The following is a 22,874-nucleotide window of genomic DNA, read 5'->3' as shown; positions in this document are numbered from 1 at the left end:
GCGTATTGTTGCAAAAAAACCATGCGCTTCTAATTTGCGCGGCAGACGGATTTGTCGCGCTGCAGTAGTCTTGCAAAGCGCAAGTTAATCGAAAATAAACCATAATCAACGATGGTCGAAAGACCGTTCTCCTTGCCCCAAAACTTCAAGAGTCATCCATGCGCATCCGCAATGCATTCCCTGTCTTTGGCCTGCTGGCGACATTCGCTCTGGCCGGTTGCTCCACGACTTCAGACAGCGCATCCGTCAACGACAAGGGCGCAGGCCCGACGGTTCAGACGGCACAGATCTTCAATGACGCCTACGGCCTGACGAAGGATGCCGGATACTCCCTGCCGGCGATCCCGATCGACCGGGTCAAGCCGCAGTTCCGCCGCCAGGTCGTCAACTACCAGACCACAGAGCGTCCCGGAACGATCATCGTCAACACGCGCGAGCGCTTCCTCTATTACATCCTGGCCAACGGCAAGGCGATGCGCTACGGCATCGGCGTCGGCAAGCAGGGCTTCGCATGGGCCGGCACCGCCTACGTCGCCTGGAAGCAGGAATGGCCGAACTGGCACCCGCCGAAGGAAATGGCCGTCCGCCGGCCTGATCTCGCCAAATACGTCGAGGATGGCATGGGTCCGGGTCTCAGCAATCCGCTCGGCGCGCGCGCCATGTATCTCTTCAACGAGGACGGCAAGGACACACTCTTCCGCCTGCACGGCACGCCGGAATGGGCCTCCATCGGCACCGCCGCTTCCTCGGGCTGCATTCGCCTGATGAACCAGGACGTCATCGATCTCTACAGCCGCGTCCGCCCGGGCAAGGGCACGTCCAAAGTCGTCGTCATTCAGTAAGCTAATTATCGAATTCGGTATAAAAAAGGCCGCCGAACTATCGTTCCGGCGGCCTTTTCGTATTCTCCGTCAGGCAGTCTGCTTCGCCTTGAGCTCAAGGCGGCGGCGGTGAAGCACCGGCTCGGTGTAGCCGTTCGGCTGTTCTCTGCCCTTCAGGACGAGATCGAGGGCAGCCTGGAAGGCGATCGAACCGTCAAAATTGCCAGCCATCGGCTGATAGGCGGGGTCCGACGCATTCTGCCGGTCGACGACGGCGGCCATGCGCTTCATCGTCTCGACGATCTGCACATCGGTGACGACCTTGTGATGCAGCCAGTTCGCCATGTGCTGGGCCGAAATGCGCAGCGTCGCGCGATCTTCCATCAGGCCGACATTGTTGATGTCGGGCACCTTCGAACAGCCGACGCCCTGATCGACCCAGCGCACGACATAGCCGAGGATGCCCTGGGCATTGTTGTCGAGCTCGCGCTGGATTTCCTCCGGCGTCCAGTTCGGCCGCACAGCGACCGGCACGGAGAGAATATCGGAGAGCTTGGCGCGGGCGCGATCCTTCAACCCCTGCTGAACACGGGCGACATTGACCCGGTGATAATGGGTGGCGTGCAGGGTTGCGGCCGTCGGCGATGGCACCCAGGCGGTGTTGGCGCCGGCCTTCGGGTGGGCGATCTTCTGTTCGAGCATCGCCGCCATCAGATCCGGCATCGCCCACATGCCCTTGCCGATCTGGGCATGGCCGGACAAGCCGCATTCGAGGCCGATGTCGACGTTCCAGTTCTCATAGGCGGAAATCCAGGCCGCCTGGCGCATGTCGCCCTTGCGAATCATCGGGCCGGCTTCCATCGAGGTGTGGATCTCGTCGCCGGTGCGATCGAGGAAGCCGGTATTGATGAAGACGACGCGCTCGCGGGCGGCACGGATGCATTCCTTGAGGTTGACAGTCGTGCGGCGCTCCTCGTCCATGATGCCCATCTTGATGGCATTGCGCGCCAGGCCAAGCGCATCTTCGACCCGCGAGAAGATTTCGACGGCGAAGGCGACCTCTTCGGGCCCATGCATCTTCGGCTTGACCACATACATGGAGCCGGTGCGGGAATTCTTCTTCCGGCCGGCCGGACCTATATCGTAAAGCGCGATCAGGCCGGTGATCACAGCATCCATGATGCCTTCAGGCACCTCGTTGCCGTCGCGGTCGAGGATCGCCGGGTTGGTCATGAGGTGGCCGACATTGCGCACCAGCATCAGCGAGCGGCGATGCACCTCGAAGGAGGCACCATCCGGGCCAGCATATTGCAGATCCGGGTTGAGCGTGCGGATGAAGCTCGTTCCGCCCTTTGCCACCTCTTCCTGCAGATCGCCCTTCATCAGACCGAGCCAGTTGCGATAGACGACGACCTTGTCCTCGGCATCGACAGCGGCAATCGAATCCTCGCAGTCCATGATCGTCGTAATTGCCGATTCCAGCCAGACATCGGAAATATCAGCGGGATCGGCTTTTCCGATCGTCGTCGCCGCATCGATGACGATTTCGATGTGAATGCCGTTGTTCTTCAGGAGAATATGAGTGGGAGCGGCGGGATCTCCGCGATAGCCGGCAAAATGCTTGCCGTCCGTCAGCATGGCCTGCTCGCCATCGACCGATCTGACGACCAGCGCTCCATCCTTGACGGCGAAGCTTCCGACGTCCCTCCAGCGGCAGTCCTGCAGCGGCGCTGATGTATCGAGGAAATCGCGCACCCAGCTGATGACCTTCTCGCCGCGCTTCGGGTTGTAACCCTTACCCTTCTCTGCGCCATCGCTCTCCCGAATGGCGTCCGTGCCGTAGAGCGCATCGTAGAGCGAGCCCCAGCGGGCATTGGCGGCGTTCAAGGCGTAACGGGCGTTCATGACGGGAACGACGAGCTGCGGACCGGCGATCGAGGCGATCTCCGGATCGACATTTTCGGTCGAAACCTGGAAGTCGGATCCCTCAGGCAGGAGATAGCCGATTTCGCGGAGGAAGGACTGGTATTCGTCCATATCCGCCGGCGCGCCGTGCCGGCGGTACCAGTCGTCGATCTTTACCTGCAGCTCGTCGCGTTTTGCCAGCAGCGCACGATTTTTCGGGGCGAGATCGTGGACGATCGCCGAAAAATCGGCAAAGAACTTGTCCGCATCGACCGCCAGACCCGGCAGCACCTCCTCGACGAGGAAATCATGAAGGACGGTTTCGATGGCAAGACCGTTCTTATCAACGCGGCTCATGCGACATTCTCCCTGGCAACCACTTTTGAATGCTGCCACTTTGCCCGGCTTTCATTCACAGTCAATTCTGCAATAATTCGAAAGATTTATGCCTTCGTGGAAACTATGCGCGGCGTCACGCGCATCGGCAGTCCGTTCTGCGGCTGCGTCGTCAGTTTCTGCACCGGCCAGGGATTGGTCTGATCGGTGGAATCGAAGCGATAACGATGCATCAGGACAGCAAGGGCGATCACCGCCTCCTGAAGCGCAAAGGTTGCGCCGATGCAGACACGCCGGCCGGCGCCGAAAGGCAGGAACTGAAAGCGGCCGATTGAGCCGCGATTTTCCGGCAGGAAGCGTTCGGGCATATAGGCGCGCGGCCTGTCCCAGTGAAGTTCGTGGCGATGCAACGTCCAGGGCATGACGAGCACCGTGACGCCGGCCTCAAGCTCGACCCGCTCGCCCTCGGCGCTTGTCCAGGAATCATCCGCTATGGCGGCGCGATTGATCGATGGCGCCGGCGGATAAAGGCGCAAAGCCTCCTCGAAGGCGGCGCGCGTCTGCGGCATCATATCCAGCCATTCCACAGGTGCTGCCCCGGTGGCGAGCACCGCGTCGATTTCTTCTTCCATCGCCTCGCGGATAAGCGGGCTGTTTGATACGCAATACAGCGTCCAGGCCAATGCCCGGGCTGTGGTTTCATGCCCCGCGCCGATGAAGGTCAGAATATTGTCTTCGATCTCTTCTTTGGTCAGCCCGTCGGGGCCGGCCTGCTCCAGGAGCAGGGTCAGGAAATCTTGCGGCGCGCTACTGCGGTCTGCCTTCATCTTTGCCAGCCGCATATCCATCGTGTTGCGCACGATGGCGCGGAATTTCTCCAGCACCTTCTGCCCGCCGATGCGTGTCACACGTGGAACCCAGGACGGAGCGCGCATCAGGTCCATCGGATCGACCCGGCCCATGCGATGCAGGAGTTCATTGACGTCGTCGGCGAAATGGCCGCTCGATGTGACGATTTCGCCGGAAAATAATGTGTCAGCCAGAATCGCGAAGGTCAGCTCGGTCATATCGGTGCTGATATCGAAAATTGCGCCTGCCTCGCCTGCGCCCTCATATTTACGGGCATAATCTTCGGACTGGCGCAGCATCTGCCCGGCAAAGCCTTGGGCATGGCGGGGTGTGAAAATAGGCGCCACCGCCTTGCGCGATCTTTTCCAGACAGGACCTTCGGCGGTCAGAAGGCCGTCGCGGAGGATCGGACGCAGGACGAGCTGGCGCACATCCGACATGCGGTAATTATTGGCATTGTCGACCAGCACATGCTTGATCAAGCCGGGATCGTTGACGATCAGCGTCCTTTGGCCGAAGAAATTGGTGCGGATCCAGGGCAGCGTGTAGGACGGCTCGCCCCAGAGTTCGAGCGGATTGCGCAGGATGATGCGAATGATTTCCAGCCGGCTCGGCGGAACGGACCGCGGCAGCGGTGCTGGCGGGACGAAGGGGTCCGGACGCATGTCCATCGTAAAAGCCTTTCGGGGAAGATCTAGGCCTTCCCGGCAAGCTTGAAGCTAGAGCAGGCCCTTGAGTTCGTCCAGCTTGTCGTTGATCAGCCAGCCGTAATAATTCTCTTCCGGCCAGAACGTCGCACCGGCGCCGCGGTTCTTCGCAGCAAGAGCTGCGGCGCGCTGGCGCGAATTGCCGACATTATAGAGCGTCGCCGTCAGGCCGGGATTGCCCGAGATATCCATGCCGGCGATCTCCTTATAATCGTCGATCGACCTGCGGATCGAGGCCGCGACGAAGGCGAGCGAGATATCGGGATCCATGATGGCCCTGTAGACGGCGCCGGCATTCTTCTCGTTCAGCTTCGGATAGCCGGACACGCGGGTCACGAGATCGGAGAGCATCAGCGCCGTCAGCGGATTGACCTGACCGAGGCCGAAGGTCTGGCCGGCATAGAAGGGCTGGAAGAAGACCGCGCTGAAACGGTTGTTGGGAAAGCTCGTACCACCCACTGTCTTGCCGCGGAAATCGGTTTCCCAGACATCTTCGCGGCAGGACCAGAGCGTGTAGGAATCGCTCTTGCCCTTGCATTCGGAAAATTGCGGCCGCGCCACGAATTCGTCGACGCTTTCGCCATCATAGGAGAAGCGGAAGCTTTCTCCGGCGTAGGAGGCAGCCTTGACATAATAGGCCTGCAGCCGGTCGTAGGCGTCGACATTATAGGTATGTTCGCCGACGATCGCGCCGACGACATGGATGGGGTTGATGCCGTAAGCGCTGGAAATCTTGCGGATCTTGCTCATCAGCTCGCGATCGGTCGCCAGAAGCTCATGAACCTTTTCGTATTTCAGATCGAAGCTGCTCTTGGTGCCCTTGGTGCGCCGGATGGAAGCACCCGGAATATCGGGCTGCTCGGCATGACGATTGCCGGCCGGCACCATCTGCATTGCGAAGGCAGGCGCCGAATTCACCAGGGCAACGGCAATCATAAGGCTTGTCAAAAGGCGTCGCACGATCCGTTATCCCGTCCGTTCCATCGTCCTGTTTTGTGATGCGGCTGACTGGACCAGAATCTTGGCCGAATAAAGCCGGAGCGGAAAACAAAACGGGCCTTCACTAGAAAGTAAAAGGCCCGCTGTCGAGAGTTGTTTTCGTCACAACCGGTCGTCACATCGGTAAAGACAAGGACCGGTGCGCCGATATCACAGAATGAAGCGCGAGAGATCGGTATTCTGTGCGAGATCGCCGACATGTTCGCGCACATAGGCGGCATCGATCGTCACCGCCGTCCCGCCCCGATCCGGCGCGTTGTAGGAAATATCGTCGAGGACCCGCTCCATCACCGTCTGCAGACGGCGTGCGCCGATATTTTCGACGGAGGAATTCAGATGCACGGCGACATCGGCAAGCGCGTCGATCGCGTCGTCGGTGAATTCGAGGCTCAGGCTTTCCGTCTCCATCAGCGCGCGGTACTGGCGGATGAGGCTTGCTTCCGTCTCGGTCAGGATCCGGCGGAAATCATCCTTGTTCAGCGGACGCAATTCGACACGGATCGGCAGGCGGCCCTGCAATTCCGGCAGAAGATCCGAAGGCTTGGAGACATGGAAGGCGCCGGAGGCGATGAAGAGGATATGGTCGGTCTTGACCGGCCCGTATTTGGTCGAGACCGTTGTGCCTTCAACGAGCGGCAAGAGGTCGCGCTGCACGCCTTCGCGCGAAACGCCGGCGCCCATGCCGCCGTCTCGGGCGGCAATCTTGTCGATTTCGTCAAGGAAGACGATACCGTCATTCTCAGTGGAGCGAACGGCTTCACGCTGGATCACTTCGTTGTCGATCAGCTTGTCGGATTCGTCGCGGATCAGGTCACTATACGAGGCCTTGACTGTCGTGCGGACCTTTTTGGTGCGGCCGCCCATCGCCTTGCCGAACATTTCCGACAGGTTCAGCACGCCGATATTGGCGCCCGGCATGCCGGGAATTTCGAAACCTCCCATGCCGGAACCGGCATCGGCCACCTCGATATCGATTTCCTTGTCGTCGAGTTCGCCGTCCCGGAGCTTCTTGCGAAAGTTTTCGCGTGTGGCGGGTGATGCGGTCGTGCCGACCAGCGCATCGAGAACACGCTCCTCGGCGCTCACATGCGCCTTGGCCTGCACCTCGGCCCGCTTCTTCTCGCGCACCAGGCCGATGCCGACCTCGACGAGGTCGCGGATGATCTGCTCGACATCGCGGCCGACATAGCCGACTTCGGTGAACTTGGTGGCTTCCACCTTGATGAAGGGCGCACCGGCGAGTTTTGCCAGACGGCGGGAGATTTCCGTCTTGCCGACACCGGTCGGGCCGATCATCAGGATGTTCTTCGGCATGACTTCGTCTCGCAGGCTCGGATCGAGCTGCTGGCGGCGCCAGCGGTTGCGCAGCGCAATCGCAACGGCGCGCTTGGCGTCATGCTGGCCGATGATGTAGCGATCGAGCTCGGAAACGATCTCGCGGGGGGAAAAAGTGGTCATTGCGTATCATTCTCCTGGCGGTCCAGGGCCATCAACAGCGCCCGGCCGTAATTAGTCGTTGTTTCGCCAAGTCCTTGAAAGCCCGCCTTGGTATAGGCTCTGATTGCGAATGCATTGTCAGGATGCGGATCGACGAGGATCCGCTGCGCGCCCTTTGCAAAGAGCATATCGCAGAACCCTACCATAAAGGCCGGTCCATGACCCTTGCCCGCGAGTTCCTCGATGCCGATGAACTGGTCGATGCCGTAGGTGCCCTTCGGCTGACCGGCGAGCGCTTCATCGTCCACGTCGTCGAGATCGGCCGCCTGGATAAAGGCGAAGTCCCTTCCATTCAGCGTGACGATGAAGCACGAGACGGAGGCCGAATCGATATGCTTTTCCATCGAAGCCAGCGCCTTGGCCGGTTCGCTCCACCAACGCCTGACATGCCGGCTTTCCAGCCATTCGGCGAGGAGCGGCAGGTCAGTCGCGGCAAGTGGCCGGAAGGCATAGGGTTCAGCCTTCGGCATCCAGCGATTCCACCACGACGTTGTGGTTCGTGTAGACGCAGATGTCGGCGGCGATATCGAGGGCGCGGCGAGCAATCTCTTCGGCCGATTTGTCGGTATCCATGAGTGCGAGGGCGGCGGCGAGGGCAAAATTGCCGCCGGAACCGATCGCCGTCGTGCCATGCTCCGGTTCCAGAACGTCGCCATTGCCGGTGATCGCCAGCGTGATCGACTTGTCGGCGACGAGCATCATGGCTTCGAGATTGCGCAGGTATTTGTCGGTGCGCCAGTCCTTGGCAAGCTCGACGGCAGCGCGCATCAGCTGACCGGGATATTGCTCAAGCTTCTTTTCAAGCCTTTCGAGCAGGGTAAAGGCATCGGCAGTCGCGCCGGCGAAACCGGCAACGACTTCGCCCTTGCCGATACGGCGCACCTTGCGGGCATTGCCCTTCATGACGGTCTGGCCAAGGCTCACCTGGCCGTCGCCCGCCATCACCACCTTACCGCCTTTTCGAACTGTAATGATTGTTGTCATAAAACACCTGTCTGCCGGGCCGCATGCCGGCCCTGTTGAGCCCTATGTAAGTGGACTGGCGCCGATTGCAAATGGGCCGGCTTTTCTCTTGCCCGGCTTCTGGATATTTCCCGATGCGCCTGATAAGGAACGGCCTTATTCCCGATGGAGGGCCATATGGCCGAGACCGCAGCAAGCCGCACGGGCAGCGTTTCCCGCAAGACCAACGAAACCTCGATTTCGGTTTCCGTCAATCTCGACGGCACCGGCAAATCGACGATTTCGACTGGCGTCGGCTTCTTCGACCATATGCTCGACCAGCTTTCGCGACATTCCCTCATCGACATGGAGATCGATGCCAAGGGCGACCTGCATATCGACGACCATCATACGGTCGAAGATACCGGCATCGCCATCGGCCAGGCGATCTCCAAGGCACTCGGCGACCGGCGCGGCATCACCCGCTACGCGTCGATCGATCTCGCCATGGACGAGACGATGACCAAGGCTGCGGTCGATCTTTCCGGCCGGCCGTTCCTCGTCTGGAATGTCGCCTTCAGCGCGCCGAAGATCGGCACTTTCGACACCGAACTCGTTCGCGAATTCTTCCATGCGCTCGCCCAGAATGCCGGCATCACCTTGCATATTCTCAACCATTATGGCGCCAACAATCACCATATTGCCGAGACATGCTTCAAGGCCGTTGCGCGTGCATTGCGCACGGCGACAGAGATCGATCCGAGACAGGCGGGCCGTGTTCCCTCGACCAAGGGCACGCTCGTCTGAGCCCTTCAAGGGAGCGGCGGCAATGACATCCAGCTATATCTTCCTGACACCGCCCGCCGGCACGAGCGCCACGGCCGATGAGACGCGAACCATCCGTGACGGCTTCACGCTGCTCGGCTTCCTATTTCCATGGGTTTGGCTGCTGGCGCAACGGCTTTGGCTGCATGCGGCCGCGGCCTTTCTGCTGCAGGGGATTGGTGGTGCGCTGATGGACGAACCCGGCCTCGGGCCGGCGGGAGCGGCAATCTTGCTGGGCGTGAATATGCTGGTCGGTCTCGAGGGCCAGAATTTCCGTGTCCGCAACCTTGCTGCCAAGGGCTGGAACGAAGACGCATTCATTGCAGCCGATACGATCGGCACTGCTGAGCAGATCTATTTTTCGGACAGGGCGGCCATCGCAGCTAGCGACGACGCCGCGGCACCGGACTGGCAGAACAAGGCCCATCCGAACAGCCCGCACGGCGATGCAACGTCGCTTGGTCTCTTTGGTTTTGATGGAGGACGCTGACGATGCGCGTCGCGATTATCGACTATGGCTCCGGCAACCTGCGCTCGGCGACCAAGGCTTTCGAGCGTGCCGCCCACGAAGCTGGCATCGATGCCCATATCGATCTCACCGACAGGGCGGAGGATGTTGCCGCGGCCGATCGTATCGTGCTTCCCGGTGTCGGCGCCTATGCCGATTGCCGGCGCGGCCTCGATGCCGTGCCTGATATGGCCGAGGTGCTGATCGAGGCTGTCGAGAAGAAGGCGCGGCCGTTCCTCGGCATCTGCGTCGGCATGCAGCTCATGTCCTCGCGCGGCCTCGAGAAGACCGTGACGCAGGGTTTCGGCTGGATTCCCGGTAACGTCGTCGAGATGACGCCGGATGATCCGGCACTCAAGATCCCGCAGATCGGCTGGAACACGCTCGACCTGAAGCGCGAACATCCGCTCTTCGAAGGAATTCCGACGGGGTCGCAGGGACTGCACGCCTATTTCGTGCATTCCTACCATCTTGCCGCCGAAAACGCCGAGGACGTTATTGCGACGGCCGACTATGGCGGTCCGATGACTGCTTTCGTCGGGCGCGACAACATGGTCGGGGCGCAGTTTCACCCGGAAAAGAGCCAGAAGCTCGGCCTGGCCCTGATCGCCAATTTTCTGCGCTGGAACCCGTAGAGCCCCGAACCCGTCAAGCATTGTTCACACAATCCCGAAGCAAAACGGCTACACGGTTTTGCTGGAATTTCTCCAAGGGCTGGCTTTTAATACAGCCGCCTATGTCCCTAGAGCATGATGCCGAAAAGTGTGAGCGGTTTTCGGACGACATCATGCTCTGACTGTATAATGTAGAACAGGATTCAGATTTTAGGCCGACCCGGCCTAAAATCATCCTGTTCTAGTATTGAAACGGCGGAACAGGAGTGCGCTCGATGCCGGCTTCACGGAAATCAGGCAAGGTGTTCTACACGTTGCGGCCCTCCAGGGAAGGCTTGCCTCCCTTTTCTGATATCAAGCTTCCCGGCGGCACGATCATCCGCCGTGTTGATGAAGCCATCCACAGGAAGGCGCTTTCCAATGCAGCCAAGGCGCTGAAAGAAAGGCTGGACCGATGATCCATGACTCTTTCCCCGCAAACGACGGTTCGAGCCGGCGGCAAAACGGGGTCAGCGCCGGCGATATCGCCGAGGCCGTGCTGGAATTCTATATCGAAGGTGAGGACGATCTGATCGGCCTGCTCGCCTACGCACTCTACGAGCGGCAAAAGCGCGATTTCGTTCTCAGCCATCGCAAGCGAAATGCCGGCCGTTCGCCCGATGAGGCCGAGCTTGCCGCCGTCAACAGCAATTATCTCTCGACCGACCTGCGCAACACGCTGCGCGACCGCGCCTCGCAGATCCTTTCGAGTTATGCCGAAACCTATGTCGAGGCGATGGAGCCGCAGATCCGGCTGTCCGCCGTCAACAGCGATGCGTTGCGCCAGGTGCGAAACATCGAGAAATCGATCAAGAGGCGCCTGGGGTTCTGGCGTCAGGTCCGTGCCGGCTTTGCCGTCACCCTGCTCCTCCTTCTGCTTTTCGGCGCGGCTGCCATTGCCGCTGTCTTTTTCCGCTCGGATATCGTAGATGCGTGGAATGCGCTGATGGTACCGACCACTCTACGGACGTAAGACGACATGATCCTTTTTCCCGCGATCGACCTGAAAGGCGGCCAATGCGTCCGCCTGAAGCTCGGTGACATGCAGCAGGCGACGGTCTACAACACCGATCCGGCCGCCCAGGCGAGATCCTTCGAAGATCAGGGTTTCGAATGGCTGCACGTGGTCGATCTCGACGGCGCCTTTGCGGGACATTCGGCCAATGGCGATGCCGTCGAAGCGATCTTGAAGGCAACGGATAATCCCGTGCAGCTCGGCGGCGGCATTCGCACGCTCGATCATATCGAGGCCTGGTTGTCGCGCGGACTGCGGCGCGTCATTCTCGGCACCATCGCGGTCAGAAATCCGGCGCTGGTCATCGAGGCCTGCCGGAAATTTCCCGGTCATGTCGCCGTCGGCATCGATGCCAAGGGCGGCAAGGTGGCCGTCGAGGGTTGGGCGGAAGCCTCCGAACTCGGTGTCATCGAGCTCGCCAGGAAATTCGAGGGTGCCGGCGTCGCCGCGATCATCTACACCGATATCGACCGCGACGGCATTCTGGCCGGCATCAACTGGAGTTCGACGCTGGAACTTGCCGACGCCGTTTCCATTCCCGTCATCGCCTCGGGCGGCCTTGCCTCTCTCGACGATGTGAGACGCATGCTGGAGCCCGATGCGCGGAAGCTGGAAGGGGCGATTTCAGGCCGTGCGCTTTATGACGGCCGTATCGATCCCAAGGAAGCGCTGGCGCTGATCAAGGCGGCCCGGGCCAAGGAGACCGCATAAATGACCCTCAAGGCCCGTGTCATTCCCTGTCTCGACGTCAAGGACGGCCGTGTCGTCAAGGGCGTCAACTTCCTCAATCTCGTCGATGCCGGCGATCCCGTCGAAGCCGCAAAGGCTTATGATGCGGCCGGCGCCGACGAACTCTGCTTCCTCGACATCACCGCTTCCTCGGACAATCGCGAGACGATCTTCGATGTCGTGTCGCGCACGGCCGACCAATGCTTCATGCCGCTGACGGTCGGCGGCGGGGTGCGCACCATCGCCGATATCCGCAAGCTGTTGCTGTGCGGTGCCGACAAGGTCTCGATCAATTCGGCTGCCGTCAGCAATCCCGACTTCGTCACCGAGGCAGCCGACAAGTTCGGCGACCAGTGCATCGTTGTTTCCATCGACGCCAAGCGCCGGCGCACGCAGGCGGTCGGTGGCGACAATCTCAGCGCCTGGGAAATCTATACGCATGGTGGCCGTAACGCGACCGGCATCGATGCCGTCGAATTCGCGGAGAAGATGGTGGCGCGCGGCGCCGGTGAGCTCTTGGTCACCTCGATGGACCGCGATGGCACAAAGGTCGGCTACGATCTGGAGCTGACGCGGGCGATCGCCGATGCGGTGCGTGTGCCCGTCATCGCGTCCGGCGGCGTCGGCGATCTCGACGATCTCGTCGCCGGGGTGAAGGAAGGCCATGCCAATGCGGTGCTCGCCGCGTCGATCTTCCACTTCGGCACCTATTCCGTCAGCGAGGCGAAGCACTATATGTCGAAGTGCGGCATCGACATGCGTCTCGACTGAACTTTGAAAGCGGACCTATGAGCGGATTTTCCCTTTCCGATCTCGAAAGCATCGTCGCAGAACGATCGAAAGCCTCGCCGGAGCAATCCTGGACAGCCAAGCTCGTGGCCGCCGGCCAGCCGAAAGCGGCAAAGAAGCTCGGTGAAGAGGCGATCGAAGCCGTGATGGCGGCGGTGACCGGCGACCGTGACAATCTGACCTATGAGGCTGGCGATGTGCTCTATCACCTATTGGTCGTATTGAAGATTGCTGAAATACCGTTAGAGAATGTCATGGCCGAGCTCGAGCGCAGAACCGCGCAGTCCGGCCTCAAGGAAAAGGCCAGCCGGCAGAGTTCATGAGTATCGCGACTGAGATTATCGGGGTGCCGGAAACGTTGGATCACTTCCAGTCGGAATCCTATTCGCCCTACCACTTCTTCTCTTCCGAACAATGGTCGAAATTCCGCGCTGACACGCCGTTGACGCTGACGGGCGACGAAGTCAAACGGCTGCGTTCGATGGGCGATCCGATCGATCTCGATGAGGTCCGGCGCATCTATCTGTCGCTGTCGCGCCTGCTCTCGGCACATGTCGAATCCTCGCAGATGCTGTTTGAACAGCGCAACCGCTTCCTCAGCCTGTCCGATGTGACGAAGACGCCCTTCGTCATCGGCATCGCCGGCTCGGTCGCTGTCGGAAAATCGACCACCGCCCGTATCCTCAAGGAGCTCCTGGGGCGCTGGCCTTCCAGCCCGAAGGTCGATCTCGTCACCACCGACGGCTTCCTGCATCCGAACGCCGTGCTGCAGCGGGAAAAGCTGATGCAGCGCAAAGGTTTTCCGGAAAGCTACGACACGGGTGCGATCCTGCGCTTCCTGTCGGCGATCAAGGCCGGACGACCGGATGTGAAGGCGCCCAGCTATTCGCACCTCGTCTACGACGTGCTGCCGGACGAATACAAGATCGTCGACCGGCCCGACATCCTGATCTTCGAGGGCATCAACGTGCTGCAATCGCGCGACCTGCCGGCCGGCGGCAAGATCGTGCCGATGGTCTCCGACTTCTTCGACTTCTCGATCTATATCGATGCCGCCGAAGACGAGATCCACAACTGGTATGTCACGCGCTTCATGCGGCTGCGCGAGACCGCCTTCCGCGATCCGAATTCCTATTTCCATCGCTATGCCTCGATATCAGACGCGGAAGCGCTCGAAATCGCCGAGGATCTTTGGGCAAACATCAACCTGAAGAACCTGCGGCAGAACATTCTGCCGACGCGTCCACGCGCCGATCTCATCCTGAAAAAGGGCAAGGATCACCTGATCGAACAGGTTGCGCTGCGAAAACTATAGCGGCGGTCGTTAGAGCCTTTCCGTTTTTCTCCGAATCACGGAAACGCTCTATCGCTTTGTTTTTACGCAATTCCGGACGCAAAACCGCTGCACACTTTTGCTGGAATTGCTCTAGTCAGGGATTGACGCGGCGCAGCGTCAGATTGATGCGGCCGCCATTCTTCAGCAGCGTCGACGTCGCCGGATGGATACGGTCGACGCCGTGGAAACACAGCCTCCCCTCGCCGCCCAGCACGACCAGATCACCGCTCGAAAGCTTGAAAGATAGCGTGCGATCATTGCGGCTGAGACCGCCGACGCGAAAGAGGCAGCTGTTGCCGAGCGAGATCGAGACGACCGGGGCTTTGAGATCCTGTTCGTCCTTGTCCTGATGCAAGCCCATGCGCGCTTCGTCGGAGTAGAAATTGACGAGGCAGGCTTCCGGCGGCTTGTCGTAACCCGAAACGTCATTCCAGATATCGAGCAATTGCTGCGGCATATCAGGCCAGGGTCTGCCGGTTGCCGGGTGCGTCGGCTGGTAGCGATAGCCGCGCTCTTTGTCCGTCACCCAGCCGAGCGGCCCGCAATTGGTCATGCGCACGGACATCGGCTTGCCGGTACCGGGCATGGCGGGCACATAAAGCGGCACTTCGGCGACGACGGAGCGGATTATCTCGACCAATGCCTCCTGACGCGCTCGGTCGAGGTAACCGGGGAGATGGCGGATGCCGCTCAAGAGCTCCGGCATGTCACTCACCGCTGCCGCCGCCGGGGCGGCCGCGCATTTTCTTGACTTCCGAGCGACCGGATTTTTCCTTCAGGCGGCGTTCGACCGAACCCTTGGTCGGCCTGGTCTTCTTGCGCGGCGGCGGCGGCGGCTTGGCGGCCTCGAGGATCAGTTCCTTCAGCCGGTCGCGCGCATCCTCGCGGTTGCGGTCCTGGCTGCGAAACCGGCTCGCCTCGATCATCAACACGCCATCCTTCGACAAACGCCGGCCGGCGAGCTTGATCGCATTGGTTTTGACACGATCATTGAGGGACGGCGAATTCGCGATGTTGAAGAACAGCTGGACCGCGGTCGAGACCTTGTTGACATTCTGCCCGCCGGGACCGCCCGCCAGAACGAACTGTTCCGTCAGCTCCCATCCCGCGATGGTGATCCTGTCATCGATATAGAGTGCGTCGCTGGCCATCGGCGTTCTATCTCACATCGGCGGCGAATTGAAAATATCGGCTGTGACATGGAAAACCCGGCGATCTTGCGATGCCGGGTTTCACGTGAGTCAGAGGTTTGATCTGCTTATTCGGCAGCGACCTTTACGCCGGGGGCCGCATCACGGACGCCGCCGTCGACGTGGTTCTCGAACTTGGCAAAATTCGCAATGAACATCGAGACCAGCTTTTCGGCCTGCGCGTCATAGGCTGCCTTGTCGGCCCAGGTCGAGCGCGGATCGAGAATGCCGCCATCGACACCGTCGACGGAGACCGGCACGGCGAAGCCGAAGTTCGTGTCAGCGCGGAATTCCGCCTGTCCAAGTTCGCCGCTCAGGGCGGCAGCGAGAAGCGCACGCGTCGCCTTGATCGGCATGCGCTTGCCGGTGCCGTAGGCGCCGCCGGTCCAGCCGGTGTTGACAAGCCAGCATTGGACGCCATGACGGCCGATCAACTCCTTGAGCAGATTGCCATATTCGGCCGGATGCCGGGGCATGAAAGGAGCGCCGAAGCAGGTGGAGAAGGTCGCTTCCGGCTCGACGACACCCTTTTCGGTGCCGGCCACCTTGGCGGTGTAGCCGGAGAGGAAGTGATACATCGCCTGATCAGGCGTCAATCGGGCGATCGGCGGCATGACGCCAAAGGCATCGGCGGTCAGCATGATGATCGTCTTTGGATGTCCGGCACGGCCCGTTTCCGAAGCATTCGGGATGAAGTCCATCGGATAGGCGCAACGGGTGTTCTCGGTCAGCGACCCGTCGTCGAAATCCGGCTCGCGGCTTTCGTTCAGCACGACGTTTTCCAGCACGGTGCCGAAGCGCTGCGTTGTCGCATAGATTTCCGGCTCGGCTTCGGCCGATAGGCGGATGGTCTTGGCATAGCAGCCGCCTTCGAAGTTGAAGATGCCGTTTTCGCTCCAGCCATGTTCGTCATCGCCGATCAGCGTCCGGGCCGGATCGGCCGAAAGCGTCGTCTTGCCCGTGCCGGAAAGGCCGAAGAAAACCGCCGCGTCACCGTCCGGGCCGACGTTGGCCGAGCAGTGCATCGGCATCACGCCCTTGGCCGGCAGCAGGTAGTTGAGCACGGTGAAGACCGATTTCTTCATTTCGCCGGCATAGGAGGTGCCGCCGATGAGGACGAGGCCGTTGGTGAGATCGCAGGCGATCACCGTTTCCGAACGGCAGCCGTGGCGGGCCGGATCGGCCTTGAAGCTCGGCAGATCGATGATCGTCAGCTTCGGCACGAAGCTGGACAGCGCTGCGGTGTCAGGGCGGATCAGCAGATTGCGGATGAACAGCGAATGCCAGGCGAATTCGGTCACGACGCGGGTCGGCAGGGCATGGCCCTCCTCGGCGCCGCCGACGAGATCCTGGACGAAAAGCTCCTTGCCCGCGGCATGCGCCAGCATATCGTCGCGCAGCACGGCGAAATGCTCCGGAGAGATCGGCTTGTTATTGTCCCACCAGATTTCGCCATCGGTGTTGATATCGCGAACGACGAACTTGTCGCGCGGCGAACGGCCCGTGTGCTGGCCGGTAATAGCCCGCAGTGCGCCTTGAGCGGTCAGTTCGGCTTCGCCCCGGCGGATCGCTTCTTCATAGAGCGCAGCGGCGGAAAAGTTGTAGCGAACGCTGGCTGCGCCGCCCAATCCAACCGTTGCCAGCTCTATCGCCGGGTTATGAACTCCGAACATTTCCATTGGCTAGTTCCCTTCGCTCAGGCTCGTTGCCGATTAAAACTAATCGCGAAAATACGGGCAGAAATTTTAAAACACAAGATGGAAAACTGGAGAAAATGCAGTGATATCAAACAATTAATCGATTTAAATTTATCGCCTCAATTTTAAATCGTTTGAATAGATCACGTTTAAACTTTCGAATGCGCCACCTAAGATTGCTAACGAATTTTACGACAATCCTCCCCTTTATCTTTGCCACAATTTGTTCCACCTTTATCCTCCATAAGCGCATCCGGTCACTGAGACCGCCTGGGGAGAGCAAATCCGGGAGATTGCGCACTGATGACGGAGACCAACACCATGCCGACAATCGCGCTCGTTGATGACGACCGCAACATCCTCACCTCGGTGTCGATCGCACTGGAGGCCGAAGGATATAAGGTCGAGACGTATACGGACGGTGCTTCGGCGCTCGACGGCCTGCTGGCGCGACCGCCGCAGCTGGCGATCTTCGACATCAAGATGCCGCGCATGGACGGCATGGAACTGCTGCGCCGCCTGCGGCAGAAGTCGGATATTCCCGTCATCTTCCTCACCTCCAAGGATGAGGAGATCGATGAACTCTTCGGCCTGAAGATGGGCGCCGATGATTTCATCACCAAACCTTTTTCGCAGCGTCTGCTGGTAGAGCGCGTACGCGCCGTCCTGCGCCGCGCGTCAAGCCGCGAAGCCGCCGCCGCCGGCACCGGCCCCAGCGGCGCGCCGAAGACCGGCGCCGTGCAGCAGGCCCGCTCGCTGGAGCGCGGGCAACTGGTCATGGACCAGGAACGCCATACCTGCACCTGGAAAGGCGAGGCCGTGACGCTGACGGTGACCGAATTCCTGATCCTGCATTCGCTGGCGCAGCGCCCCGGCGTCGTCAAAAGCCGCGACGCGCTGATGGACGCAGCCTATGACGAACAGGTCTATGTCGATGATCGGACCATCGACAGCCACATCAAGCGGCTGCGCAAGAAATTCAAGATGGTCGACACCGACTTTGATATGATTGAAACACTCTACGGAGTGGGATACCGCTTCCGCGAAGCAGGCTGAGCCCCGAGCGGCGCAGCGCGCTCCTGCATAATCTCCTAAGTCGGCATCGATTTAAGGATCAAATTATGCAGCAGTTCAAAATGTCACAGCGTCCTTTGCGCGTCTGAAAAGACGCGCGGCGCTGTTAGAATGTTGAGGGCTGCGGGCCGGTCCATCCGGCCCCGCCCTTCGAAAGGGCCTGTTATTGGCACAGTTGGTGCAGGAAAGGGATCTCGACGATGCGGAGGGCGTGAGCACCCGTCGCGTCCGAGGCCGCCGTTGGTCGCATCCCTTCACGCTGATCCGCCGCATCTTCGGCAATGCCGTCTTTTCGAGCCTGACGCGGCGCATCCTGTTCTTCAATCTCGTCGCGCTGGTGGTGCTCGTCGGCGGCATCCTCTACCTTAACCAGTTCCGCGAGGGATTGATCGACGCTCGCGCCGAAAGCCTGTTGACGCAGGGCGAAATCATCGCCGGCGCCGTTTCGGCCTCCGCGTCGGTCGATACGAACTCGATTACCATCGATCCGCAGAAGCTGCTCGAGCTGCAGGCCGGCCAGAGCATCACCCCGGTGCCGAACGACGAGGACCTTGAATTCCCGATCGATCCCGAAAAGGTCGCGCCGGTCCTGCGCCGGCTGATCTCTCCGACGCGCACCCGCGCCCGCATCTTCGATGCCGATGCCAACCTGCTGCTCGATTCGCGCCATCTCTATTCGCGCGGCCAGGTGCTGCGCTTCGACCTGCCGCCGGTTGAGGAAGAGAAACAGACCTGGAGCGAGTGGTTCGCCACCCTGTTCAACAAGGCGTTACAGCCCGGCAATCTGCCGCTCTATAAGGAAGCGCCGGGGGGCGACGGCTCAATCTATCCCGAAGTGATGAATGCGCTCACCGGCGTTCGCGGCGCAGTCGTGCGCACCACTGAAAAAGGTGAGCTCATCGTTTCCGTCGCCGTGCCGATCCAGCGCTTCCGTGCCGTGCTCGGCGTGCTGTTGTTGTCGACACAGGCGGGCGACATCGACAATATCGTCCACGCCGAGCGGCTTGCCATCATGCGCGTCTTCGGCGTGGCGACGCTCGTCAACGTGCTGCTTTCGCTGGTGCTGTCGTCGACCATCGCCAATCCGCTGCGCCGTCTTTCTGCAGCTGCCATCCGTGTGCGCCGCGGCGCCAAGACGCGTGAGGAAATTCCCGACTTCTCTGCCCGCCAGGATGAAATCGGCAACCTTTCCATCGCATTGCGCGAGATGACGACGGCGCTCTACGACCGCATCGATGCGATCGAAAGTTTCGCGGCCGATGTCAGCCATGAGCTGAAGAACCCGCTGACCTCGCTGCGCAGCGCCGTCGAAACGCTGCCGCTTGCCCGATCCGACGATTCCAAAAAGCGGCTGATGGACGTCATCCAGCATGATGTCCGCCGCCTCGACCGGCTGATCAGCGATATCTCCGACGCCTCCCGTCTCGACGCCGAACTCGCACGCGTCGATGCCGGTTCCGTCGACATGGAAGTGCTGCTGCGCGACCTCATCGAGGTTTCGCGCCAGGTCAGGAGCACCAAGAAGCAGGTGGAAATCGAATATGCGATCGAACGCAAGCCGAACGTCAAGACGCGCTTCGTCGTCAACGGCCACGATCTACGCATCGGCCAGATCATCGCCAACCTGATCGAGAATGCCCGCTCTTTCGTGCCGGAAAAGGGCGGCAAGATTACCGTGCGGCTGGTGCGGACACGCTCGCGCTGCGTCACCACGATCGAAGACAACGGCCCCGGCATCCAGGCGGAAAATATCGACCGTATCTTCGAGCGCTTCTATACGGACCGGCCGGAGGCGGAAGGCTTCGGCCAGAATTCGGGGCTCGGCCTGTCGATCAGCCGGCAGATCGCCGAAGCGCATGGCGGTTCGCTGAGAGCCGAAAACATCACCGATGCCGAGAGCGGGCATATACTCGGCGCGCGCTTCATCCTCTCTTTGCCAATCGGCGCCGCAGCATGACCGAGGCAGGTTTCAACGTCCATGCGACGGCGATCGTCGTCGGCAAGACCGGGCTGCTGTTCAGCGGCCCCTCCGGCTGGGGAAAATCGATGCTGGCCTTCACCTGCATGACCGAGTCGCGCCGGCTCGGTCTTTTCACGGCGCTGGTCGCGGACGACCAGGTTCTTCTCTCAAGAGAGGCCGGCGCGGTGATCGCCACGTGCCCGCCGTCGATCACCGGGCTGATCGAACTTCGCGGCACCGGCATCGTTCGTCAGGACCATATTCCCAGGGCGGCCATGCATTATGCCGTGCTTCCGGGCAGCGCTACCGGTGAAAACCGGGTGCCTCCCGAGGGCGAAATGGTGAGCCTTGCCGCCGGTTTTTCGCTTCCCGCATTGCGGTTGCTCACAGGCGTTTCTTCACCCCTTGCGATCCTGATGGCAAAAGTGCCGGATATCGGGCGCTGAGGCCTTCCGGATTGGTCAATCTGCCTTATATATTCGCATTTTTATCTTGCACTTCGGCTTTTCATAGCCAAGATGTGCCCCCACCGGTGGACGTAAATGCTGCATTGCGATATTGGGGCCACCGTTTGTATATGGGAGCAGTAATATCATGATCGGACTTGTGCTTGTCACTCATGGCAAGCTGGCTGAAGAGTTTCGTCATGCTGTCGAGCACGTCGTCGGTCCTCAGAAATTCATCGAGACGGTCTGTATTGGCCCCGAAGACGACATGGACCAGAGACGGCAGGACATTCTGGAAGCCGTTTCCGGTGCCGATGATGGCCACGGCGTCGTCATCCTGACCGACATGTTCGGCGGCACGCCGTCCAATCTTGCCATATCAGTCATGAGCAGCGGCCATACCGAGGTCATTGCCGGCGTCAACCTGCCGATGTTGATCAAGCTTGCCGGGGTGCGCGGCGAGAACAACATGGAGAAGGCGCTGGTGGAGGCTTCCGAAGCCGGGCGGAAATATATCAACGTCGCCAGCCGTGTGCTCAGCGGAAAATAACGGGCATTCATGACGTCGCTCTCCCGGGAACTCCTTATCATCAACAAGCGCGGTCTTCACGCGCGCGCTTCCGCCAAATTCGTGCAGATGGTCGAGACCTTCGATGCCGCCATCACCGTTTCCAAGGACGGAATGACGGTCGGCGGTACCTCCATCATGGGCCTGATGATGCTTGCGGCAAGCCCCGGCTCGAGCGTCGTCGTCTCGGCAAGCGGCAGCCAGGCCGAGGAAGCGCTGGAGGCGCTGGACCAGCTGATCCAGAACAGGTTCGGCGAGGAGATGTGAGCTCGGATCGAGTTCATATAAACATATAAAGACTTCTTTATATCCTTATTGCCATCACCGGCGAAGCCTGCTAAACGGCGGACATGCCGTGCGCTTGCACGTGGGTCATCTTCGCGCCTGCGCCAATTTTGAGACGTTTTTCAGCCTGGAGGCCTCTATGAGCACTGAAAAAGATTATGTCGTCGCCGATATCGGGCTTGCGGATTTCGGCCGCAAGGAAATTACGATCGCCGAAACCGAAATGCCGGGGCTGATGTCCTGCCGCACCGAATTCGGCCAGACAAAGCCGCTGAAGGGCGCGCGCATCACCGGCTCGCTGCACATGACTATTCAGACGGCCGTGCTCATCGAGACGCTGGTCGCGCTCGGCGCGGAAGTCCGCTGGGCCTCGTGCAACATCTTCTCGACGCAGGATCATGCCGCTGCCGCGATCGCCGCCTCAGGCGTACCTGTCTTCGCCATCAAGGGCGAATCTCTCGAAGATTACTGGGTCTACACCGACAAGATCTTCCAGTGGGCCGATGGCGGCCTTTCCAACATGATCCTCGATGACGGCGGCGACGCCACCATGTACATCCTGCTTGGCGCCCGCGCAGAAGCCGGCGAGGACGTGCTCACTCATCCGCATTCCGAAGAAGAGGAAATCCTCTTCGCACAGATCAAGAAGCGTCTTGCCGCTTCACCTGGCTGGTTCACCAAGCAGCGCGACGCGATCAAGGGCGTCACCGAGGAAACGACGACCGGCGTCAACCGCCTTTACCAGCTCAGCCAGAAGGGCCTGCTGCCCTTCCCGGCGATCAACGTCAACGACTCGGTCACCAAGTCAAAGTTCGACAACAAGTATGGCTGCAAGGAATCGCTGGTCGACGGCATCCGCCGCGGCACCGACGTCATGATGGCCGGCAAGGTTGCCGTCGTCTGCGGATACGGCGACGTCGGCAAGGGTTCTGCCGCTTCGCTCTCCGGTGCCGGCGCCCGCGTCAAGGTGACCGAAGCCGATCCGATCTGCGCATTGCAGGCTGCGATGGACGGTTACGAAGTCGTTCTGCTCGAGGACGTCGTTTCCTCGGCCGATATCTTCATCACCACCACCGGCAACAAGGACGTCATCCGCATCGACCATATGCGGGCGATGAAGGATATGGCGATCGTCGGCAATATCGGTCACTTCGACAACGAAATCGAAGTCGCTGCATTGCGCAATCTCAAGTGGACCAACGTCAAGCCGCAGGTCGACCTGATCGAATTCCCCAAGGGCAATCGCATCATCCTTCTGTCCGAAGGACGTCTGCTCAACCTCGGCAACGCCACCGGCCATCCGTCCTTCGTGATGTCGGCTTCGTTCACCAACCAGACGCTGGCGCAGATCGAGCTCTTCACCAAGCCCGACCAGTATTCCAACCAGGTCTATATCCTGCCGAAGCATCTCGATGAAAAGGTCGCACGCCTGCATCTCGACAAGCTCGGCGTGAAGCTGACTGAGCTTTCTGCGGAACAGGCTGCCTATATCGGCGTCTCGCCGAAGGGCCCGTTCAAGTCCGACCACTACAGATATTGATTTGATCGTTAATATCCACAAGATGTAGAAGCCGCGGCATTGACAAATGCCGCGGCTTATTTTTTGGACGCTCCCTTCCCGCAGATTCCCTTCCGAAGTATTGTTTTAAGACTTGATTCGTGGCGCCGGACCCTGTCCGACCGCTGCGAAAATGGGATGTCTTGTCGTAATGCGGCACATTGAAGGACGGAGACATACCGCGG

At 60.3% G+C, this 22,874-nt stretch carries 25 protein-coding genes; 16 read left to right on the top strand and 9 right to left on the bottom strand.

From position 1 onward, the window contains the following. The first annotated feature begins 158 nt into the window (after nt 1-158). Nucleotides 159-842 carry a L,D-transpeptidase gene (locus tag RWK44_RS04575; protein WP_222039739.1) on the top strand — a complete coding sequence of 228 codons (684 nt, stop codon included), beginning with the start codon at nt 159-161 and terminating at the stop codon, nt 840-842. Between the two features lie 69 nt (nt 843-911). Here RWK44_RS04575 and RWK44_RS04570 read toward each other — a convergent pair whose 3' ends face one another. The 6 genes from RWK44_RS04570 to hslV all read right to left on the bottom strand — a co-directional run bounded on the left by RWK44_RS04570 (nt 912) and on the right by hslV (nt 8,098). After that, complete coding sequence (locus RWK44_RS04570; protein WP_316028420.1) at nt 912-3,083, bottom strand: malate synthase G; 2,172 nt, start codon at nt 3,081-3,083, stop codon at nt 912-914. Nucleotides 3,084-3,169: 86 nt separating this feature from the next. Next, nucleotides 3,170-4,582, bottom strand: coding sequence for a cytochrome P450 (locus RWK44_RS04565; protein WP_316028419.1), 1,413 nt, complete (start codon nt 4,580-4,582; stop codon nt 3,170-3,172). 48 nt (nt 4,583-4,630) lie between these two features. Next, nucleotides 4,631-5,578, bottom strand: coding sequence for a DUF1402 family protein (locus RWK44_RS04560; RefSeq protein WP_316028418.1), 948 nt, complete (start codon nt 5,576-5,578; stop codon nt 4,631-4,633). Between the two features lie 189 nt (nt 5,579-5,767). Beyond that, nucleotides 5,768-7,075 carry an ATP-dependent protease ATPase subunit HslU gene (hslU, locus tag RWK44_RS04555; protein WP_011649875.1) on the bottom strand — a complete coding sequence of 436 codons (1,308 nt, stop codon included), beginning with the start codon at nt 7,073-7,075 and terminating at the stop codon, nt 5,768-5,770. Then, nucleotides 7,072-7,584: a GNAT family N-acetyltransferase gene (locus RWK44_RS04550; RefSeq protein ID WP_316028417.1), complete on the bottom strand. Its 513-nt coding sequence runs from the start codon at nt 7,582-7,584 to the stop codon at nt 7,072-7,074. Before RWK44_RS04550 ends, hslU begins: the two co-directional genes overlap by 4 nt. After that, nucleotides 7,571-8,098, bottom strand: coding sequence for an ATP-dependent protease subunit HslV (hslV, locus tag RWK44_RS04545; protein WP_017962666.1), 528 nt, complete (start codon nt 8,096-8,098; stop codon nt 7,571-7,573). The genes RWK44_RS04550 and hslV overlap by 14 nt, the downstream gene beginning before the upstream one ends. A gap of 156 nt (nt 8,099-8,254) precedes the next feature. Between hslV and hisB the strand changes: the two genes are divergently transcribed. The 9 genes from hisB to coaA all read left to right on the top strand — a co-directional run bounded on the left by hisB (nt 8,255) and on the right by coaA (nt 13,890). Continuing rightward, entirely contained in the window at nt 8,255-8,863 is a 609-nt protein-coding gene (gene hisB, locus RWK44_RS04540; RefSeq protein WP_003544176.1) for an imidazoleglycerol-phosphate dehydratase HisB, read from the top strand. Between the two features lie 22 nt (nt 8,864-8,885). Further along, nucleotides 8,886-9,371, top strand: coding sequence for a DUF2628 domain-containing protein (locus RWK44_RS04535; RefSeq protein WP_316028416.1), 486 nt, complete (start codon nt 8,886-8,888; stop codon nt 9,369-9,371). A 2-nt stretch (nt 9,372-9,373) separates the two neighbouring features. Next, entirely contained in the window at nt 9,374-10,024 is a 651-nt protein-coding gene (gene hisH, locus RWK44_RS04530; protein WP_003544174.1) for an imidazole glycerol phosphate synthase subunit HisH, read from the top strand. A 254-nt stretch (nt 10,025-10,278) separates the two neighbouring features. Next, the gene (locus tag RWK44_RS04525; protein ID WP_029768237.1) at nt 10,279-10,461 is read left to right on the top strand and encodes a hypothetical protein; all 183 of its coding nucleotides are present in this window, start codon (nt 10,279-10,281) and stop codon (nt 10,459-10,461) included. Next, nucleotides 10,458-11,015: a hypothetical protein gene (locus RWK44_RS04520; protein WP_020052251.1), complete on the top strand. Its 558-nt coding sequence runs from the start codon at nt 10,458-10,460 to the stop codon at nt 11,013-11,015. The genes RWK44_RS04525 and RWK44_RS04520 overlap by 4 nt, the downstream gene beginning before the upstream one ends. A 6-nt stretch (nt 11,016-11,021) precedes the next feature. Continuing rightward, nucleotides 11,022-11,768 (top strand): 1-(5-phosphoribosyl)-5-[(5-phosphoribosylamino)methylideneamino]imidazole-4-carboxamide isomerase, encoded by a 747-nt coding sequence (gene hisA / locus RWK44_RS04515; RefSeq protein WP_077978054.1) that lies wholly within the window; start codon nt 11,022-11,024, stop codon nt 11,766-11,768. Then, entirely contained in the window at nt 11,769-12,557 is a 789-nt protein-coding gene (hisF, locus tag RWK44_RS04510; RefSeq protein WP_017962660.1) for an imidazole glycerol phosphate synthase subunit HisF, read from the top strand. It begins immediately after the preceding gene. 17 nt (nt 12,558-12,574) lie between these two features. Continuing rightward, the gene (locus RWK44_RS04505) at nt 12,575-12,898 is read left to right on the top strand and encodes a phosphoribosyl-ATP diphosphatase (protein WP_316028415.1); all 324 of its coding nucleotides are present in this window, start codon (nt 12,575-12,577) and stop codon (nt 12,896-12,898) included. Next, nucleotides 12,895-13,890, top strand: a complete 996-nt coding sequence (gene coaA / locus RWK44_RS04500) for a type I pantothenate kinase (RefSeq protein ID WP_168284772.1) — start codon at nt 12,895-12,897, stop codon at nt 13,888-13,890. Before RWK44_RS04505 ends, coaA begins: the two co-directional genes overlap by 4 nt. 115 nt (nt 13,891-14,005) lie before the next feature. Here the strand turns inward: coaA and RWK44_RS04495 are convergent, their stop codons facing one another. From RWK44_RS04495 to RWK44_RS04485, 3 genes are all read right to left on the bottom strand, one after another. Continuing rightward, complete coding sequence (locus RWK44_RS04495; protein WP_168284773.1) at nt 14,006-14,617, bottom strand: alpha-ketoglutarate-dependent dioxygenase AlkB; 612 nt, start codon at nt 14,615-14,617, stop codon at nt 14,006-14,008. A gap of 1 nt (nt 14,618) precedes the next feature. Then, nucleotides 14,619-15,062, bottom strand: a complete 444-nt coding sequence (gene arfB, locus RWK44_RS04490; RefSeq protein WP_011649864.1) for an alternative ribosome rescue aminoacyl-tRNA hydrolase ArfB — start codon at nt 15,060-15,062, stop codon at nt 14,619-14,621. A 107-nt stretch (nt 15,063-15,169) separates the two neighbouring features. Next, nucleotides 15,170-16,780 (bottom strand): phosphoenolpyruvate carboxykinase, encoded by a 1,611-nt coding sequence (locus RWK44_RS04485; protein ID WP_027667951.1) that lies wholly within the window; start codon nt 16,778-16,780, stop codon nt 15,170-15,172. A gap of 339 nt (nt 16,781-17,119) precedes the next feature. On the opposite strand from RWK44_RS04485, the gene RWK44_RS04480 reads away from it, so the two are divergent. From RWK44_RS04480 to ahcY, 6 genes are all read left to right on the top strand, one after another. After that, nucleotides 17,120-17,854 carry a response regulator transcription factor gene (locus RWK44_RS04480; RefSeq protein ID WP_206102978.1) on the top strand — a complete coding sequence of 245 codons (735 nt, stop codon included), beginning with the start codon at nt 17,120-17,122 and terminating at the stop codon, nt 17,852-17,854. A 184-nt stretch (nt 17,855-18,038) separates the two neighbouring features. Further along, nucleotides 18,039-19,829: a sensor histidine kinase gene (locus tag RWK44_RS04475; protein ID WP_011649861.1), complete on the top strand. Its 1,791-nt coding sequence runs from the start codon at nt 18,039-18,041 to the stop codon at nt 19,827-19,829. Continuing rightward, complete coding sequence (locus tag RWK44_RS04470; protein WP_168284774.1) at nt 19,826-20,278, top strand: HPr kinase/phosphorylase; 453 nt, start codon at nt 19,826-19,828, stop codon at nt 20,276-20,278. Before RWK44_RS04475 ends, RWK44_RS04470 begins: the two co-directional genes overlap by 4 nt. Nucleotides 20,279-20,426: 148 nt before the next feature. Beyond that, nucleotides 20,427-20,828 (top strand): PTS sugar transporter subunit IIA, encoded by a 402-nt coding sequence (locus tag RWK44_RS04465; RefSeq protein WP_003544139.1) that lies wholly within the window; start codon nt 20,427-20,429, stop codon nt 20,826-20,828. A gap of 9 nt (nt 20,829-20,837) precedes the next feature. Continuing rightward, on the top strand, nt 20,838-21,113 hold the full coding sequence (locus tag RWK44_RS04460) for an HPr family phosphocarrier protein (protein WP_003544133.1): 276 nt from the start codon (nt 20,838-20,840) through the stop codon (nt 21,111-21,113). A 157-nt stretch (nt 21,114-21,270) separates the two neighbouring features. Then, complete coding sequence (gene ahcY, locus RWK44_RS04455) at nt 21,271-22,671, top strand: adenosylhomocysteinase (RefSeq protein ID WP_025396524.1); 1,401 nt, start codon at nt 21,271-21,273, stop codon at nt 22,669-22,671. Nucleotides 22,672-22,874 lie beyond the last annotated feature (203 nt).

Source organism: Rhizobium sp. 25PS6, from assembly GCF_032464655.1.
Taxonomy (GTDB): Bacteria; Pseudomonadota; Alphaproteobacteria; order Rhizobiales; family Rhizobiaceae; genus Rhizobium; species Rhizobium laguerreae.
The sequence above is the reverse complement of the archived record's forward strand: the minus strand, read 5'-3'. Positions and strand labels throughout refer to the sequence as shown.